Annotated in this window: 18 protein-coding genes and 1 tRNA gene; 7 read left to right on the forward strand and 12 right to left on the reverse strand. The window is 69.1% G+C overall.

Features of this window, described 5'->3' with window-relative positions; genetic code table 11:
- Window positions 1-70: 70 nt before the first annotated feature.
- Window positions 71-1009, forward strand: a complete 939-nt coding sequence (locus EEY80_RS01585; protein ID WP_126974798.1) for a 2-hydroxyacid dehydrogenase — start codon at window positions 71-73, stop codon at window positions 1007-1009.
- Here the strand turns inward: EEY80_RS01585 and EEY80_RS01590 are convergent.
- On the reverse strand, window positions 1006-1812 hold the full coding sequence (locus EEY80_RS01590) for an SseB family protein (RefSeq protein ID WP_126974799.1): 807 nt from the start codon (window positions 1810-1812) through the stop codon (window positions 1006-1008). The two genes, EEY80_RS01585 and EEY80_RS01590, sit on opposite strands and share 4 nt — an antisense overlap.
- On the reverse strand, window positions 1809-2471 hold the full coding sequence (locus EEY80_RS01595) for a uracil-DNA glycosylase family protein (protein ID WP_126974800.1): 663 nt from the start codon (window positions 2469-2471) through the stop codon (window positions 1809-1811). Before EEY80_RS01595 ends, EEY80_RS01590 begins: the two co-directional genes overlap by 4 nt.
- A 114-nt stretch (window positions 2472-2585) precedes the next feature.
- Here EEY80_RS01595 and EEY80_RS01600 point away from each other — a divergent pair, with 114 nt between their 5' ends.
- The 4 genes from EEY80_RS01600 (at window position 2586) to kdsA (ending at window position 7308) form a co-directional block, all read left to right on the forward strand.
- The gene (locus tag EEY80_RS01600) at window positions 2586-3839 is read left to right on the forward strand and encodes a Na+/H+ antiporter NhaA (protein ID WP_126974801.1); all 1254 of its coding nucleotides are present in this window, start codon (window positions 2586-2588) and stop codon (window positions 3837-3839) included.
- Window positions 3840-4003: 164 nt separating this feature from the next.
- Window positions 4004-4663 carry an ABC transporter ATP-binding protein gene (locus tag EEY80_RS01605; RefSeq protein WP_126974802.1) on the forward strand — a complete coding sequence of 220 codons (660 nt, stop codon included), beginning with the start codon at window positions 4004-4006 and terminating at the stop codon, window positions 4661-4663.
- Window positions 4641-6458 (forward strand): capsule biosynthesis protein, encoded by a 1818-nt coding sequence (locus EEY80_RS01610; protein ID WP_126974803.1) that lies wholly within the window; start codon window positions 4641-4643, stop codon window positions 6456-6458. Before EEY80_RS01605 ends, EEY80_RS01610 begins: the two co-directional genes overlap by 23 nt.
- Window positions 6459-6477: 19 nt before the next feature.
- Window positions 6478-7308 (forward strand): 3-deoxy-8-phosphooctulonate synthase, encoded by an 831-nt coding sequence (gene kdsA, locus EEY80_RS01615; RefSeq protein ID WP_126975083.1) that lies wholly within the window; start codon window positions 6478-6480, stop codon window positions 7306-7308.
- 63 nt (window positions 7309-7371) lie between these two features.
- Here kdsA and EEY80_RS01620 read toward each other — a convergent pair whose 3' ends face one another.
- Complete coding sequence (locus EEY80_RS01620; RefSeq protein ID WP_126974804.1) at window positions 7372-8556, reverse strand: BaiN/RdsA family NAD(P)/FAD-dependent oxidoreductase; 1185 nt, start codon at window positions 8554-8556, stop codon at window positions 7372-7374.
- A 134-nt stretch (window positions 8557-8690) separates the two neighbouring features.
- Between EEY80_RS01620 and EEY80_RS01625 the strand changes: the two genes are divergently transcribed.
- Together EEY80_RS01625 and EEY80_RS01630 are read left to right on the forward strand one after the other, a co-directional pair.
- A tRNA-Gln gene (locus EEY80_RS01625) sits at window positions 8691-8765 on the forward strand.
- Between the two features lie 93 nt (window positions 8766-8858).
- Complete coding sequence (locus EEY80_RS01630) at window positions 8859-9251, forward strand: LysR family transcriptional regulator (protein WP_126974805.1); 393 nt, start codon at window positions 8859-8861, stop codon at window positions 9249-9251.
- Between the two features lie 4 nt (window positions 9252-9255).
- Here the strand turns inward: EEY80_RS01630 and EEY80_RS01635 are convergent, their stop codons facing one another.
- The 9 genes from EEY80_RS01635 to EEY80_RS01670 all read right to left on the reverse strand — a co-directional run bounded on the left by EEY80_RS01635 (window position 9256) and on the right by EEY80_RS01670 (window position 14421).
- Window positions 9256-9963: an IS6 family transposase gene (locus EEY80_RS01635; protein WP_126974806.1), complete on the reverse strand. Its 708-nt coding sequence runs from the start codon at window positions 9961-9963 to the stop codon at window positions 9256-9258.
- Window positions 9964-9994: 31 nt separating this feature from the next.
- Window positions 9995-10501 (reverse strand): DEAD/DEAH box helicase, encoded by a 507-nt coding sequence (locus EEY80_RS01640; protein WP_235829675.1) that lies wholly within the window; start codon window positions 10499-10501, stop codon window positions 9995-9997.
- A 14-nt stretch (window positions 10502-10515) separates the two neighbouring features.
- The gene (locus EEY80_RS01645) at window positions 10516-11139 is read right to left on the reverse strand and encodes a hypothetical protein (RefSeq protein WP_126974807.1); all 624 of its coding nucleotides are present in this window, start codon (window positions 11137-11139) and stop codon (window positions 10516-10518) included.
- A gap of 101 nt (window positions 11140-11240) precedes the next feature.
- The gene (locus EEY80_RS01650; protein WP_126974808.1) at window positions 11241-12116 is read right to left on the reverse strand and encodes an ATP-binding protein; all 876 of its coding nucleotides are present in this window, start codon (window positions 12114-12116) and stop codon (window positions 11241-11243) included.
- Window positions 12116-12412 (reverse strand): hypothetical protein, encoded by a 297-nt coding sequence (locus EEY80_RS01655; protein WP_126974809.1) that lies wholly within the window; start codon window positions 12410-12412, stop codon window positions 12116-12118. Before EEY80_RS01655 ends, EEY80_RS01650 begins: the two co-directional genes overlap by 1 nt.
- A gap of 38 nt (window positions 12413-12450) precedes the next feature.
- Window positions 12451-12645, reverse strand: coding sequence for a hypothetical protein (locus EEY80_RS01660; RefSeq protein ID WP_018303655.1), 195 nt, complete (start codon window positions 12643-12645; stop codon window positions 12451-12453).
- An 84-nt stretch (window positions 12646-12729) separates the two neighbouring features.
- A complete protein-coding gene (locus EEY80_RS01665) occupies window positions 12730-13452 on the reverse strand; it encodes an RNA polymerase sigma factor (protein WP_126974810.1) in 723 nt (240 codons plus the stop codon).
- Between the two features lie 110 nt (window positions 13453-13562).
- Window positions 13563-13736, reverse strand: coding sequence for a hypothetical protein (locus EEY80_RS19955; RefSeq protein ID WP_164738101.1), 174 nt, complete (start codon window positions 13734-13736; stop codon window positions 13563-13565).
- 175 nt (window positions 13737-13911) lie between these two features.
- The gene (locus EEY80_RS01670; protein WP_126974811.1) at window positions 13912-14421 is read right to left on the reverse strand and encodes a helix-turn-helix domain-containing protein; all 510 of its coding nucleotides are present in this window, start codon (window positions 14419-14421) and stop codon (window positions 13912-13914) included.
- Between the last annotated feature and the right edge of the window lie 538 nt (window positions 14422-14959).

Here is a 14959-nt window from a genome sequence, read left to right on the forward strand (position 1 = left end):
GCCGCTGGCGGGTTCCCTTCCCCGGCCGGACGCGGCATCAAGGCGCCAGAACCAGCCAGCGGAGATGCCGATGACCGTTCTCGTCCAGTTCGCCGCCGACCGCGACCTGTGGTCCAGCTACGAGGCGCCGCTGGCGCAGGCGCTGGCCGATGCGGGGGTGGCGGCGCGGGTGACGCCCGATGCCGTCGATCCCGCGACCGTCGACTATCTGGTCACGGCCAATGCCGCGGTCGTCGACGACTTCCGCCCCTATACGAAGGTCAAGGCGGTGCTGAACCTCTGGGCCGGGGTGGAAAAGCTGGTGGGCAACCCGACGCTGACCCAGCCCATCGCCCGCATGGTCGATCCGGCGATGACCGAGGCGATGACCGAATATGTGGTGGCGCAGGTGATGCGCCATCATCTGGGGCTGGACCGGCATATCCAGAACGCCGCCGGCGCGTGGCGGCCCGAGCGGGGGCAGAAGCTGGCCCGCGAGCGCGATGTGACGATCCTCGGGCTGGGCGAGCTGGGACAGGCGGCGGCCGCGGCGCTCGGCGCGCTGAACTTCCGCGTCACGGGCTGGAGCCGGCAGCCGCGCTTCCTGCCCGGGGCGCTGTGCCTGGCCGGGATCGACCGGCTGGACGAGGCGTTGTCGACGGCCGAGATCCTGGTGATCCTGCTGCCGCTGACAGCCCAGACGGAAAACCTGCTGGATGCGGCCCGGCTGGCGCGGCTGCCGCGCCGGGCGGTGCTGATCAATGCCGCGCGGGGGCCGATCCTCGATGACGCGGCGCTGATCGCGGCGCTGGATGCGGGGGATCTGGGCCATGCGACGCTGGACGTGTTCCGGCAGGAACCGCTGCCCGCCGACCACCCGTTCTGGGCGCATCCGGGCGTGACGGTGACGCCGCATATCGCCGCCGAGACGCGGCCCGGGACCGCCGCACGGGTGATCGCCGAGAACATCCGCAGGGGCGAGGCCGGAGAGCCCCTGCTGCATCTGGTGGAACGGGGCCGGGCCTACTAGCGCAGGATCGGCGGCTTCGTCGGGTCCATTCCCGGTCCCTTGGGGCCGGGCGCCGCGGGTTCGGCAGGCTGCTCGGGCTGCGGCAGGTCGAGCCGCAGCGCCACCCGGGCCATCGCCCGGGCGGCGGCGCTGTCGGCGGACAGGAAAGTCACGTCCAGTTCGCCCGCCTCGATGCCCGAGAAGGTCAGCGCCTCGGCCACCGCCTTGGCCAGCGCGGGTTCCGCCGCCGGGGCCGCGCCGATGAAGGCCAGCATGTGGCCCTGCCGTCCGTCGGCATAGGCGACCCCGGCCAGCAGCGCCGCCGCGGCCAGCCCCCCCATCATCGCGAGCTTCGCCTGCAGCGCCGCTAGCAGCGGCTGCGGCAACCGGCCGGGGGCGAGGAAGGTCTGCGGCAGCGCCTCTGCCGCGCCCGGCTCTGCCGCCAGCGTCTGCGCCAGCCAGACCAGCGCCTCGGGCGGCAGCAGGATTTCCGAGGGCGCGACGCCGAGGTTCAGCCCCAGCCCGATCGACTGTTCGGCCAGCATCCGCACCACCACCCGGCCCGGCAGCGCGGCATAAGGCGCGGGGCCGTCGGCGAATTCCGCAAGCCGCTCCTCGCGGTCGAAGGCCAGCACGAAAGGCCCGTCCTCCAGCGGAAACAGCCGCGGCGCGATCCGGTCGCCCTCGGCCTCGTCCGCCAGCAGCAGGAACAGTTCCGCATCCGCCACGCGTTCATAGAAGCGCAGGCGCGCGGCGTCATCCTCTGGCGCCGCCTCCATCGCGGCATGGGCGAGGTCGAGCACCGTGGTCAGGCCCTCGGTCATGGGGTCAGCACCTCCCGGACCCGGTCGCGCAGCGCGGGCAGCAGCGCCTCCGCGAACCAGGGATTGCGTTTCAGCCATCCCGTATTCCGCCAGGACGGATGCGGCAAGGGAAAGACGGCGGGCGCGTGATCGGTCCAGCGCGCGACCGTGGCCCCCACCCCGCCCGCCACCGCCGGCGCCCCCAGATGCCAGCGCTGCGCATGCCCGCCCACCAGCAGGGTCAGCGGCACCGGCCCCACCGCCGCCATCACCCGCGCCCGCCATGTCGCGGCACAGAGCGGCGGCGGCGGCAGGTCGGACCCCTTGGCATCATAGCCCGGAAAGCAGAAGGCCATCGGCACGATGGCGACCCGCGCGCGGTCATAGAACGTCTCGGCCGGCATCCCCAGCCAGTCGCGCAGCCGGTCGCCCGAGGCATCGGCGAAGGGGCGGCCCGCCGCATGGACACGCAGCCCGGGCGCCTGCCCGACGATCAGGAGGCGCGGGCGCGCGGCCGGATCGAACCACACCACCGGCCGCGGCGCATGGCCCGTCGCCGTCGCGGCGAAGCGGTCGGCGCAAAGCCGGCACGCGCCGATCTGCCGGACCAGCGCCGCACCCGCCCCCGGATCGGCGGCGGCGGGGGATGAGATGGCGGCGGGGCGGCGGGCGGGCGACATCCCCCATACCTAGGGATCGGCGGCGACCCTTGAAAGGCTGGGAACGGCTCGCGCATGTTGCCGACCGGGAACCCATCCGCTAAGCGGAACCGACGGGGAGACAAGGAGAGCCGGATGTACCGCGTGTGGGATTTCGTCAGCACCTATTCGCTGCTGCTGATCGGGGGGGCGCTGCTGGCGCTGGTCTGGGCCAATGTCTCGCCCGACACCTATCACCATGTGGTGGACTTCGTCCTGATCGAGGATTTCTTCATCGGCCACGCCCATGAGGTCAACGGCGAGATCCACCGCACGCTGACGCTGCACTATCTGGTGAACGACGTGCTGATGGCGCTGTTCTTCGCCATCGCCGCCAAGGAAGTGTGGGAGGCGATCATCCTCGAGGAAGGATCGCTGCGCGGCAAGAAGGCGGCGACGCCGCTGATCGCGACGCTGGGCGGGATGGTGGGTCCGGTCGCCGTCTATCTGGGCATCGCCGCCGTACTCGGCGTCTTCGAGCAGGTGCATCAGGGCTGGGCCATCCCCACGGCGACCGACATCGCCTTTTCCTATCTCGTGGGGCGCATGGTCTTCGGCGCGGGGCATCCGGCGATCCGCTTCCTGCTGCTGCTGGCCATCGCCGACGATGCCGGCGGGCTCCTGATCCTCGCGATCTTCTACCCCTCGGGCGAACTGGCACCGGAATGGCTGCTGCTGTCCTTCGGGGCGGCGGCGGCGGTCTTCGTGCTGGCAAACTGGCTGCCGCTCAAACTGGACCGCGGGCGCGAGCTGCAGCCCGTCTCCGTCTGGGTGCGCAAGACGCTGTCCTTCTGGCCCTACCTGATCGCCGGCTGCATCAGCTGGTACGGCTTTCAGGAGGCGGGCATCCACCCGGCGCTCGGCCTGTTGCCGATCGTGCCGACGATCCCGCATGCCGACCGCGGCTTCGGCATGTTCGCCGAGGCGGAGGAACATCTGCACGACCTGCTGAACAGCATGGAACATGCGCTGAAGGTGCCGGTCGAGGTGATCCTGCTGTTCTTCGGCCTGCTCAACGCGGGGGTAGAATTCAGCGCGATCTCCGAGCCGACCTGGCTGGTTCTGGCCGGGCTGCTGATCGGCAAGCCGGCGGGCATCCTGCTGATGGGCTGGGTGGGCGCGCGGGTGCTGGGCTTCGGCCTGCCCGAGGGCATGACCCTGCGCGACGTCTTCGTGCTGGGCTGCGTGGCGGCGATCGGCTTCACGGTGGCGCTGTTCGTGGCCTCGGTCGCCTTCGATCCCGGCCCGGTGCAGGACGCGGCGAAGATGGGCGCGCTGTTCAGCTTCTTCGCCGCGGCGGTGGCGCTGGCCGCCGGCCGCCTTCTGGGCGTGCAGAAGGTCGACTACTGAGACGCAGCGGGGCCGCGGCGGGGTGCCGCGGCCCTGCAGCACATTGTGCGTCGTTCCGGTTTTTCGCCATAATACGGGCCAAATGGGCGAATAGTCATCCGTCAGGTCCCGCGACGGCGCCGGAAGCGGGCAACAGACCTTTCGCGCGACCGGAGCGGCAGCGGATGCTGGAATTCGACACCGTCAGCAAGTCCTTCTGGACCGGTCGGCAACGCAAGGTGATCCTCGACCGTGCCTCGTTCCGGGTCGAGCTCGGCAATTCGCTGGGCATCCTCGCCCCGAACGGCACCGGCAAGACCACGATCATCAACATGATGGCGGGGCTGGAAAAGCCCGACGAGGGCACGATCACCCGCACCTGCCGGGTGTCCTTCCCGCTGGGCTTCATGGGCGGGGTGGTGGGCAAGCACACCGCAACCGAGAACGCGCGCTACATCGCCCGGCTCTACGGGCTCGACCCCGATTATGTCGAGGCGTTCAGCCGCTGGCTGTGCGGGATCGGCGAATATTTCGACATGCCGGTCGGCACCTTCAGTTCGGGGATGCGGTCGCGCTTCACCTTTTCGCTGCTGCTGGCGCTGGAATTCGATATCTACCTGATCGACGAGGGCATGCCCGCCACGACCGATGCGGAGTTCAACCGCAAGGCAGGCTCGATCCTGCGCGACCGGCTGCAGAATTCCACCGTCGTCGTGGTCTCGCACCAGGCCTCGACGCTGGAGAAGTTCTGCCGCTCGGCGGCGGTGCTGCGCGACGGGCAGCTTCACATGTTCGATACCTTGGAAGAGGCAAGACAGCTTTATGACTACTCCACCCAAGGCTAGAAAATTCCGCATCCGCCGCAGCCCCGTCGAGGCGCCGCCGGCCCCCGGTGTCGAGCCGGCCGAGGCGCCGGTAACCGGCGCGGCGGACGCTGCAGCCCTGGCCTCCGTCGCGGCCCCCTCCGTGCAGGTGCTGCGCGGCACGCCCACGCCCCGGACCGCCGCGCCCGCACCGCAGCCCGTCGCGCAAGGCGCCCGGCCCGCCCGGGCGGCGGCGCTGGTGCCCTCGCCCGCGCCCGCACCAGCGGCGCGGGACGAGGATCTGCTGCTGGCCGGCACCGAGGACGGCTTCGGCCCCGAGCCCTTCCCCACCGCGGCGGCGGCGCAGCGGGGCGCGCTGCTCGCCCCCGGCGAACGCACGGTCGAGGAGGAGATCGCCGAGATCCGGTCCGAGGGCCTGACCGGCCGGCAGCTGCGGATGGCGCGCCGGGTGGCGCAGCGCCACGGGATCGAGGTCACCTCGGATTTCGAGGCGGTGCGCCTGCTGCGCCGGCGGGGCATCGACCCGTTCCAGCGGTCGAACATGCTCGACCTCGTGGTCAGCGAGGCGGATGCGCAGAAGGTCAACCTGCCGCAGACGGTGCGGCAGGCGCCGCAGCTGCCGGGCCAGCCGCTGCCCCCGCCGGCACCGCCCAGGCCCCTGTCCGCCGAACAGCGCGCCTCGGAAATCCTGAAGGTACAGCAGGACATTGCCCGGCGGCGGCGGCGCAAGCTGGTGCTGCTGATGACCCGGCTCGCCTTCTTCGTGGCGCTGCCGACCTTCGTCGCCGCGTGGTATTACTTCGTGATGGCAACGCCGCTGTATGCGACGCGGTCGGAATTCGTGATCCAGCAGGCGGAAAGCCAGGTGTCGGGGCTGGGATCGCTGTTCTCGGGCACCCAATTCGCCACCAGCCAGGATTCGATCACCGTGCAGGGCTACCTGCAATCGCGCGAGGCGATGCTGCGGCTGGACAACGACCTCGGCTTCCGGGCGCACTGGTCGCAGCCGGGGATCGACCCGATCCAGCGGCTGGAGGCGGACGCGACCGACGAGGCCGCCTATCGCGCCTACAAGCGCAATGTCCGCATCGGCTATGACCCGACCGAGGGCATCGTGAAGATGGAAGTCATTGCCGCCGATCCGGCCGTGTCGGCGGCATTCTCCGAGGCGCTGATCGGCTATGCCGAGGAACAGGTGGACCACCTGACCCAGCGTCTGCGCGAGGACCAGATGCAAGGCGCCCGCGACAGCTATGCCGATGCCGAGGCCAAGGTGCAGGCGGCGCAGGCCCGGGTGCTGGACCTGCAGGAAAAGATGGGGGTCCTGGACCCGATTTCCGAAAACTCGGTGGTGATGGGCCAGATCGGCACCTTCGAGGTGGAACTGGCGCAGAAGCGGCTGCAACGCCAGCAATTGCTGGACAACGCGCAGCCCAATGCCGCCCGCGTCGCCGGGGTCGAGGGCGACATCGCCCGGCTGGAAGACCTGATCCGCACGCTGCGCGCGCAGCTGACCGTGGGTGCGGGGGGATCGGCCTCGCTCGCCTCGATCACCGGGCAGCTGCGGATCGCCGAGGCGGAGCTGGAAACGCGGCAACTGCTGCTGAGCCAGGCCGCGCAGCAGATGGAGGTGGCGCGGATCGAGGCCAACAAGCAGGTGCGCTATCTGTCCACCGGCGTGCGGCCGCTGCCGCCGGACGAGCCGACCTACCCCCGTGCCTTCGAGAATACGCTGGTCGCCATGCTGATCTTCGCCGGGCTCTACCTTATCTTGTCGCTGACCGCCTCGATCCTTAAGGAACAGGTCTCGGCCTGAGGAGACTGCCATGACGACGATGAAAGAGGTCCGCATCGGCGGGCTGACCGTTGGGAACGACCTGCCGCTGACGGCAATCGCCGGCCCCTGCCAGCTGGAAAGCCTCGACCATGCCCAGATGATCGCGGGGCGGATGGCCGAGGCCTGTGCCGCGGCGGGGGCGCAGTATGTCTTCAAGGCCAGCTACGACAAGGCCAACCGCACCTCGCTGTCCGGCAAGCGCGGCCTCGGGATCGACGCGGGGCTGAAGGTGCTGGAAGCGGTGAAGGCGATGGGGATGCCGGTGCTGACCGACATCCACGACGCCGAACAGGCGGTGACGGCGGCAGCGATCGTGGACGTGATCCAGATCCCCGCCTTCCTGTGCCGGCAGACCGACCTGCTGCTGGCGGCGGGCGCGACCGGCTGCGCCGTCAATATCAAGAAGGGCCAGTTCCTGGCCCCCTGGGACATGAAGAACGTGGCCGAGAAGGTGGAAAGCACCGGCAACGACCGCATCCTGCTGACCGAACGCGGTGTCAGCTTCGGCTATAACGCGCTGGTGGCCGACATGCGCAGCCTGCCGATCATGGCCGCGACCGGCTGGCCGGTGATCATGGACGCCACCCATTCGGTGCAGCAGCCGGGCGGCCAGGGCGGATCGACCGGCGGGCAGCGCGAGTTCGCCCCGGCCATGGCCCGGGCGGCGGTCAGCCTGGGCATCGCCGGGGTGTTCATCGAGACGCATGAGGACCCCGACCGCGCGCCCTCGGACGGGCCGAACATGGTGCGGCTGGACGAGATGCCGAAGCTGGTGGACCTGCTGATGGGCTTCGACCGGCTGGCCAAGGCCGATCCGCTGCGCGTCTGACGCCGCGTGCGGGGGGCTTGCGCCGACCCGGCGGATATCCGGATCGGGTAAAGGGGGAGGCCGTCAGACCGCCTGCCCCGCCGCCCAGCCCGAGGACCAGGCCCACTGGAAGTTGTAGCCCCCGAGCCAGCCGGTGACATCGACCACCTCGCCCACGAAATGCAGCCCCGGCACCGCCTTCGCCTCCATCGTGCGGGCGTCGAGCGCGTCGGTATCGACCCCGCCCAGCGTCACCTCGGCGGTGCGATAGCCTTCGGTGCCGACCGGCTTCAGCTCCATCCCGTGCAGCACCGCGGCGAGCCGGTCGAGCACGGCATTGCCCTGATCGGCCAGCCGCGCGGAAGGATCGAGCCCCGCCGCGTCGAGGACCAGCCCCGCCACCTTCTCGGGGACGAGGCGCGCCATCGCCGTGGCCAGCGCCACCCGCCCGCCGGCCTGACGCATCTGCCGGAGTGCCGCGCCCGCATCCTGCCCCCGCGCCAGATCGACGGTGATCGCCTGACCTTCGCGCCAGTAGCTCGACACCTGCAGGATCGCCGGACCGGACAGGCCGCGATGCGTGAACAGCAGCGCCTCGTCGAAGCCGGTGCGCCCGCAGCCCACCCGCGCCTCGACAGCGACGCCCGACAGCGGTTTCAGCCGCGCCAGCTCCTGTTCGGCGAAGGTCAGCGGTACCAGCGCGGGTCGCGTCTCGACCACCGGGATGCCGAACTGTTCCGCCAGCCGGTAGCCGAAGCCGGTGGCGCCGATCTTCGGGATAGACTTGCCCCCCGTCGCCACCACCAGCCGGTCGCTTTCGACGATGCCGCGGGCGGTGGCGGTGCGGAACAGGCCGCCCTCGCGGGTGACGCCGTCGACGGCGCAGCCCGTCACCAGCCGCGCCCCGGCCGCCGTGGCCCCGCCCACCAGCATGTCGACGATCTGGCTGGCCCGCCCGTCGCAGAAGAGCTGCCCCGCCGTCTTTTCATGCCAGGCGATGCCCGCCGCATCGACGCGGGCGATGAAATCCGCGGGCGTGAACCGGCGCAACGCCGACAGCGCGAATCGGGGATTGCGCGACAGGAAGCGGTCCGGCGCCGTCGACAGGTTGGTGAAGTTGCAGCGCCCCCCGCCCGAGATGCGGATCTTCTCGCCCGGGCGGTCGACATGGTCGATGACCACCACCCGCCGCCCGCGCCGCGCGGCCTCGGCGGCGGCGAAAAGCCCGGCGGCGCCCGCCCCGAGGATCAGCACGTCACAGCGTTCCATGCCCCGCCATAGCCCGCGCGGGGAAGGCCCGCAACGGGGGCAGCGGCCGCGGCGGGACCGGCCGTCGAGGCCGCGCGGGCGCCGAAAGTTTTGGCTTGCAGCCCCCCGGCGGCTTCGGTAGACAGCGCGCCAGTTGGGGCGTCGCCAAGTGGTAAGGCAGCGGTTTTTGGTACCGCCATACCCAGGTTCGAATCCTGGCGCCCCAGCCATCTCACTCACTGCGTTGTCATTGCAGAACGTGCTCAGGCCCTGCCGGTCGATCCGAGTGACCTGACGGGAACAGCGCAGACCGGAGTTCCCGATTGACAAAGCCAGACCCCAAACGCCTTCTCGAACTCGTCGTGATTGCGGACTGCGGCTCGATCACGCGGGCGGCCGAACTCCTGAACGTCTCGCAGCCCGCGCTGTCCAAGAGCATGTCGATCCTCGAGCAGTCGTTCGGAGCGAAACTGCTGGTTCGCGACCGCCGGGGTATCGAGCTGACCGAATGCGGCAAGGCGCTGATTGCCTATGCAAGGTCGATGAATTCCATTCTCGCGCGGGCGACAGAGCAGGTCACGCTCATGCGGAAGGGACTGTCCGGCAAGCTGGTTGTCGGCATCCGGCCGAACGCCGCCGTGTTCATCGTGCCCGAAGTCCTGAGACGGAGTTGTCAGACTAATGCGACGCGGTCTCTGCAAGGGCAGGCAAGCTGACCCATCAGGCCGCGAAGAGGCCGCGCCACTCGGCGAGGGCGGCGGCACGGTTCTGTTTGAAGATCGAGCGCGAGGAGAGGCTGCGTTCCTGGTTGAAGTGGTTGTGAACCGAGGCGTGGACGGAGGCAAATTTCTGCAGACATCGCATCCGCCGGAAACGTTGCATCGCCCGCTCCCGCCTTCGGAATGGCAGATGTGAGTTCTCGGCGCGGTTGTTCGTCCACCGCCCCATCTCGCGGTCGTCGCCTCGCCCCATTTCTTTCAAAGCGGCGCCGTAGGTCCGGAGGCGATCCGTCACCACCTCCCCGGGCCGACCGTGTCGTTTCATCGATTTCCTGAGGAATTTCAACGCCGCGGCCTTGTCCCGTATGACCGTGACGTAGCTCTCCAGCACCTCGCCCTCGTGGTCGACGGCCCGCCAGAGGTAATGTTGCTTGCCGTTGATCTTCACGAACATCTCGTCCAGATGCCAGCGCCACCGGCTCGACCGCATGCCCTGAACCCGGCGTTTCCGGATCTCCGCCGCGAACATCGGCCCGAACCGGTTCCACCAGTAGCGGACCGTCTCATGGCTGACTTCGACACCCCGCTCGTGCAGCAGATCCTCCACGTTCCGGAGCGACAGCGGAAAGCGGATATACATCATCACCGCAAGGCGGATGATCTCCGGAGACGTCTTGAAATAGCGGAACGGGCTACGGTTCTGGGTCATGGCAGCAGGCTACGCGCCCGCCCTGCCTCGCTCAAGCCAGTTTGCTCTGACACTTCCCGCGCAGACCCTTCCTGTCGCCCCGGTTCGGCGTCGCCGTGACCCCGAAGATGCGGGCGTCGGGATTGGCCTCGCGCACGCGGTCGATGATGCGGCGGTAGCTGTCGGCGACGGCATGGTGCGCCTCATCCACGACCAGCAGGTCGAGACGCGGCATGTCGGCAAGGTTCGAAGCCCGCGCCAGCGTCGGCACCATGGCGAAGGCGACCTGGCCGTTCCAGGATTTCTCGGTGGCGTCGATCACCGAAGTGGCGACGCCCGGCACCACGCGCTGGAACTTGGCGCGGTTCTGCGAAGTCAACTCGTCGCGATGCGCCAACACGCAGGCCTTCGCGCCGTCGCCGATCATCTCGCCGGTGACCGCCGAGAGCATGATGGTCTTGCCCGCGCCGGTGGGCGCCACACCCAGCGTGTTGCCGCGGGAGGCGAGCGCAGCCACGCTGCGCTCGACGAAGGTCTTTTGGCGGGGGCGCAGGCGCATGGCCGGTGTCTCCCTTACTGCGCCCAGCTCGGCCGACCGGCGGCGCCGGGGGCGGACGCGGGCTGGCTGGGCTGGGTGGCCGTGGCGGTCTGCTGCGGGGCCTGGCCCTGCGCCGGGGCGGCGGCGAACTGCGGCGCGACCGTGCCCATCAGCGCGGCGTAGTCGCGATGGTCGGGCGTGACCGCGGCGCGGATCTCGTTCTTGTCCTCGCCGTTGGTGTCGGTGCCGATGTCGATGCGGGCGACGAATTCGACCCCGTCGAGATCGCCGAACCCGTTGATGCGGCGGCGGGCCTGCGCCTCGGGCGAGTTGTCCTTGTCCGACACGCCGCGCGCCGAGTTGAGGATGCCGCGGATCAACCCGCGCCCCATGTTCGCCCAGTCCGGGCCCTTCGGGCTGTAGAGGCCGATCAGCGACCAGACCTTGCGCCGGGCGTAGGGCCCTTCGAGCACGGTATATTCGGCGTCCAGGTAGACGGCGCCGGTGGCGGCGCGGCGCGCCCAGCCGCCGGTCCAGCCCTGCGAGGGGTCGTCGAAGCCGCCGGGGCGGAGCGTCAGGCGCACCTTTGCGAGCGTGCCCTTCGGGATGACGTTTGTGTTGGATTGCGCGGAGTTGAAGTCGTTCCAGGGTCCGGACATTGCGCGGCTCCTTTCAGTTGGAGGATGGGACGCGCAGCGGCGTCAGTGGGGAAAAGCCACCCCGGCGACCGGATCGGGACACCGGGCATGGCCTGAGGCGCTCAGCCATGGCCGGGCTCCTCAGCGGGCGCGGGATCGGCCGGGGTCACCGGCGGCCATGTCAGGCGTTCGGAGGCAGGCGCTGCGGGGCGCTGGATCTTCTCCATCAGCCGGCCGAGATGCGGGGCCTCGACCCTGTCGAGGCGGCCCGAGCGGTCCTTGGCCGGATAGCCCCAAGGGTTCAGCGTCTGGCAGACGAAGGCGCGCTGCGGCTGGCCGCCCGGGTCCGGGATGTCGGCCATGGTGATGACCTGATCGACGATGCCCGGCAGTTCGAGCCCGGTCTTCGAGCCATCGATCTGCGGCTGGAAGACCTTGCGGTTGAAGTCGTCGAGCCGCTCGTCGAGGATGCCCACGAACCAGACATGCTTGCCGCGCGTGTGCTGCAGGTGGGTCAGCCAGCCGATCATCTCGCGGCCATGCAGCCCGTAGCCGCCGCGGATGTCGGGCTTGCCGGTCTTCTCCGAGAAGGCCTCTGGCTGGCCGCGACACCACTGGAAGCAGAGCCGCCCGGCGACGGTGATCGAGTCGATGAAGACGGTCTCGTATTTCCCGATCACCGCCGGATCGCCGTAGCGGCCGCAGACCTCGTCGAAATGCGCCTGGCTGTAGGGCTGATCCTCGCGCAGCGCCGGGTTCGGCCCGCCGATGAACACCGCAAAATCGCGGCATTCCTTCCAGGTGCGGGGACGGAGCGTGTCGATCTCCAGCCCCTCGACCGCCAGATCCCCGGCCTCGAGATCGAGGAAAAGCGTGGTCGAGGCGTTCAGCGTCCAGAGCAGGCTGGTCTTGCCGATGCCGGACCGGCCGAAGATGACGCCCTTGATGCCCTTACGCTGCGCGAGCCGTTCGTCGGCGCCGATGATGGGAAGGGCCATCACTGGCCCTCCTTCTTCAGCACCGCCGTGGCGGCGCGGTCGGCGCCGACGCAGCCCGCTTCGCGAGCGAGCTTGTAGAGCCGCTTCAGCGCGTCGGCGCGGCGGTAAGCGGCCGTGCTCTCACGCTCCGCCTCCACGATCGCGAAGGCGATCTCGTCGACGGTCGCCTCGACGACCGGCAGCGGCTCGCGCGGCTCGTCTCCGGCGCGCTGCGGGAAGGCGATGGTTTCGGGGAGGTCTTCGAGCGCGTAGCTCGCCTTGCGAAGACGGGTGATGTCGTCCGGCTGGTCCGGCATGGCTTTTCTCCGTGGGATGAGGTGATCGAGGAGGCCCATCACGCGGCCTCGCGGACGTCGGGCGCGGGCTCGGCGACGTAGATCGCCAGCAACGGCGTCCCGTCGGCATGGGCGCCGGCGTCCTCAATCTGATAGTTGCGGTTGGGCTCGCAGACCTCGGTCAGCTCCCAGCGGCGATAGAGCCCCGGAAGACGCCTGAAATCCTCGAGCGACAGATCGGCAGTGCGGTTCATGCGTGTCTGCTTTCGGTTGGAGGGAAGGCGCTCGGGGCGCTCGAATGGGAAAAGCCATCGGCGGGACCGGATCGGGACATCCGCTCAGGGGATGTCCTCGAGGGCGTCGTGCAGCCGGCGCATGGCGCGCTGGTACCGCTTGCGGGCGGCGGCCTCGGTCAGGCCCAGCTCGACCGCGACTTCCGCCTGCGAGAAGCCTTCGATCGCCACACGGATCACCAGCAGCGCGTCGTCGCCGAGCAGCTTCCGCACGGCGCCGTTCAGCCGTGCGTACCCGGCCGCGCCGATCCCGCTGTCGCCGCTGTCCGCCACCTCGTCGAGATCGGCGCCGCTGGCGAGATGTTCGCGCACCGTGTCGCGCCGGCGCATGCGGATCATGTCGCGCTCGACGTTGCGCAGCACTGTGGCCGCGATCCAGTTGACGCGCCCAAGGTCGAGGCTGCGGACCGCCTCGGTGGTGCGCGCCAGCACGTCGGACGCGACCTCGTCGGCGGTGCCGAGACTGCGCCAGAGCGACCGGCGCCGGATGGCGTCGAGGCCGGGCCAGAGTGCCAGCAACAGCATCGTCAGGGCGCAGTCGGACGCGGGCCCGTCGCCCTGCGCCGCCCTGACGAGCGCGGAGAGGATCAGGTTTTTCCGGGCGGGATCGCCGGGGGTGCTATGCAGCCCGTCCAGCAGGGCCGCCGGATCGCGGAACGGCGCTAAGGCGGCCTGCGTGCGCCGGATGGCGTCGAAACTGCGTTGGAAGTGAAGCTTGGAAGATGAATCCGTAAGGTGATCGCGGATCGCGTGCCACGCGATGGACATTGGACGCCTGCCTTGCGGCCAGGCGTCCGGCGCCTTCTCGTGGCCAGGTCAGGACGTCGCGCGTCTCTTGGGTTTCAGAGGGTTGGGTGGGGGCGCGCGTTGCCGCGCGCTTACGGCTTGTTCGTCACGTTCAGCGACCCGCAGCCGGGACAGGTCGCAAGCACCGGAAACCCGACGACATAATCGAGGGGCTTCCGGCGGATCTGCATCTGACTGCCGTTGGTCTTGCCGAGGAGCCTCCCGCAGTCATGGCACCGCCACTCCCGCGTGAATTCGGCGTCCATGGCGCCGGCTCCGCCCCCAAAAGGGCGACGCGACCGATCGATGCTGTGTTTGGAATGTTGGTTCATCCGGCGCCTTCCTTCGTGGCCTTCGAAAAACTGGACGTGCGGGATCGTTCGAAGCAGCGCATCTTGCTGCTTCGTGGTGAGGTCTTCAGGTGGACTGGATCAGTCGGGCTTAGCTGGGGGCGTCCTTGTCAGCCCCCGTCTTCTTCTTGGGACGCCAGCCGGGAGAGGCAGCAGCCTTCCGGCTCTTGCGCGCCAACTCGCGCGCCTCGCGGAACTCGGGTTCGATTTCGGCGAGTTTGTCGACGAGGCCCTGCAGGTCGTACATATTGGTCTGCCTTCCGCCGTGTTCGCCGTAGCGCTCGTGCCGACGCAGGAGCCCTTCGTTTTCCAGGTCGGTGATGTACCGCTGAACCTGGCGCTCGCTGATGCCGAGGCGGGAGGAAAGCTCCTTCTTGCTCGGGTACGGCTTGCGGGCGGCATCCCACCAGTGGTCGATGATCTGCAGCAGCACGGCGAGCTGAGACGGGTTCAGATGCAGCCGACGTTGCGCACGCAGCAGCAACGAGGGGATCATGCAGAAACCCTGCTCCATCACCTTCCCGCCCCACTTGTCCGCATTGGCGGATCGGCGCTGCTTCTTGGGCGGGGCTTCCGTTTCTGATTGATTCTGTTCGGTCATTTGTGTTCTCCTTGCCTCATAAATGCAGCCTGCCGGGGCTCCACACAAGGCTCGGAAAGTGGACGTTTGTGTCCTGGGGGTGCAGACACACGCATCCAGTCCCCCAAGTCGTCCGCGTCTCCTGATTAAGACGTCAGTTACGCAGGAGAACGTGAAGGCGCATAACAAGCATATGGAACCCCGGGACACGGATGACCTATGGGGGGCCCCTTGAGGCCGGTTTATGCGGCTCGGATTCCCGGTATCAGGCTCTTCTGACGGCAGCTGTCCCGATCAGGCCGACCACTTGGCTTTTCTCTCTCAGAGCGCGCTGCAGCCAAGCGCCGCATGACGGAGACCAAGTTGAAACGCCCAAATCCGCTCCCGCCCGACCAGATGACCCCCGCAGAACGCCGCGCCGAGCTGTGCGGCCTGCTGGCGCTCGGGCTGGTTCGGTTGCGGATGCGGGACGGGGGCGAAGTATCTGACGACACCGGAGAACGCTGCCTACACTATCCGCCCGACCAATGCCGTCATGCAACTCCAACTCACCGGAGAA

This window comes from Frigidibacter oleivorans (genome assembly GCF_003993775.1).
GTDB lineage: Bacteria > Pseudomonadota > Alphaproteobacteria > Rhodobacterales > Rhodobacteraceae > Frigidibacter > Frigidibacter oleivorans.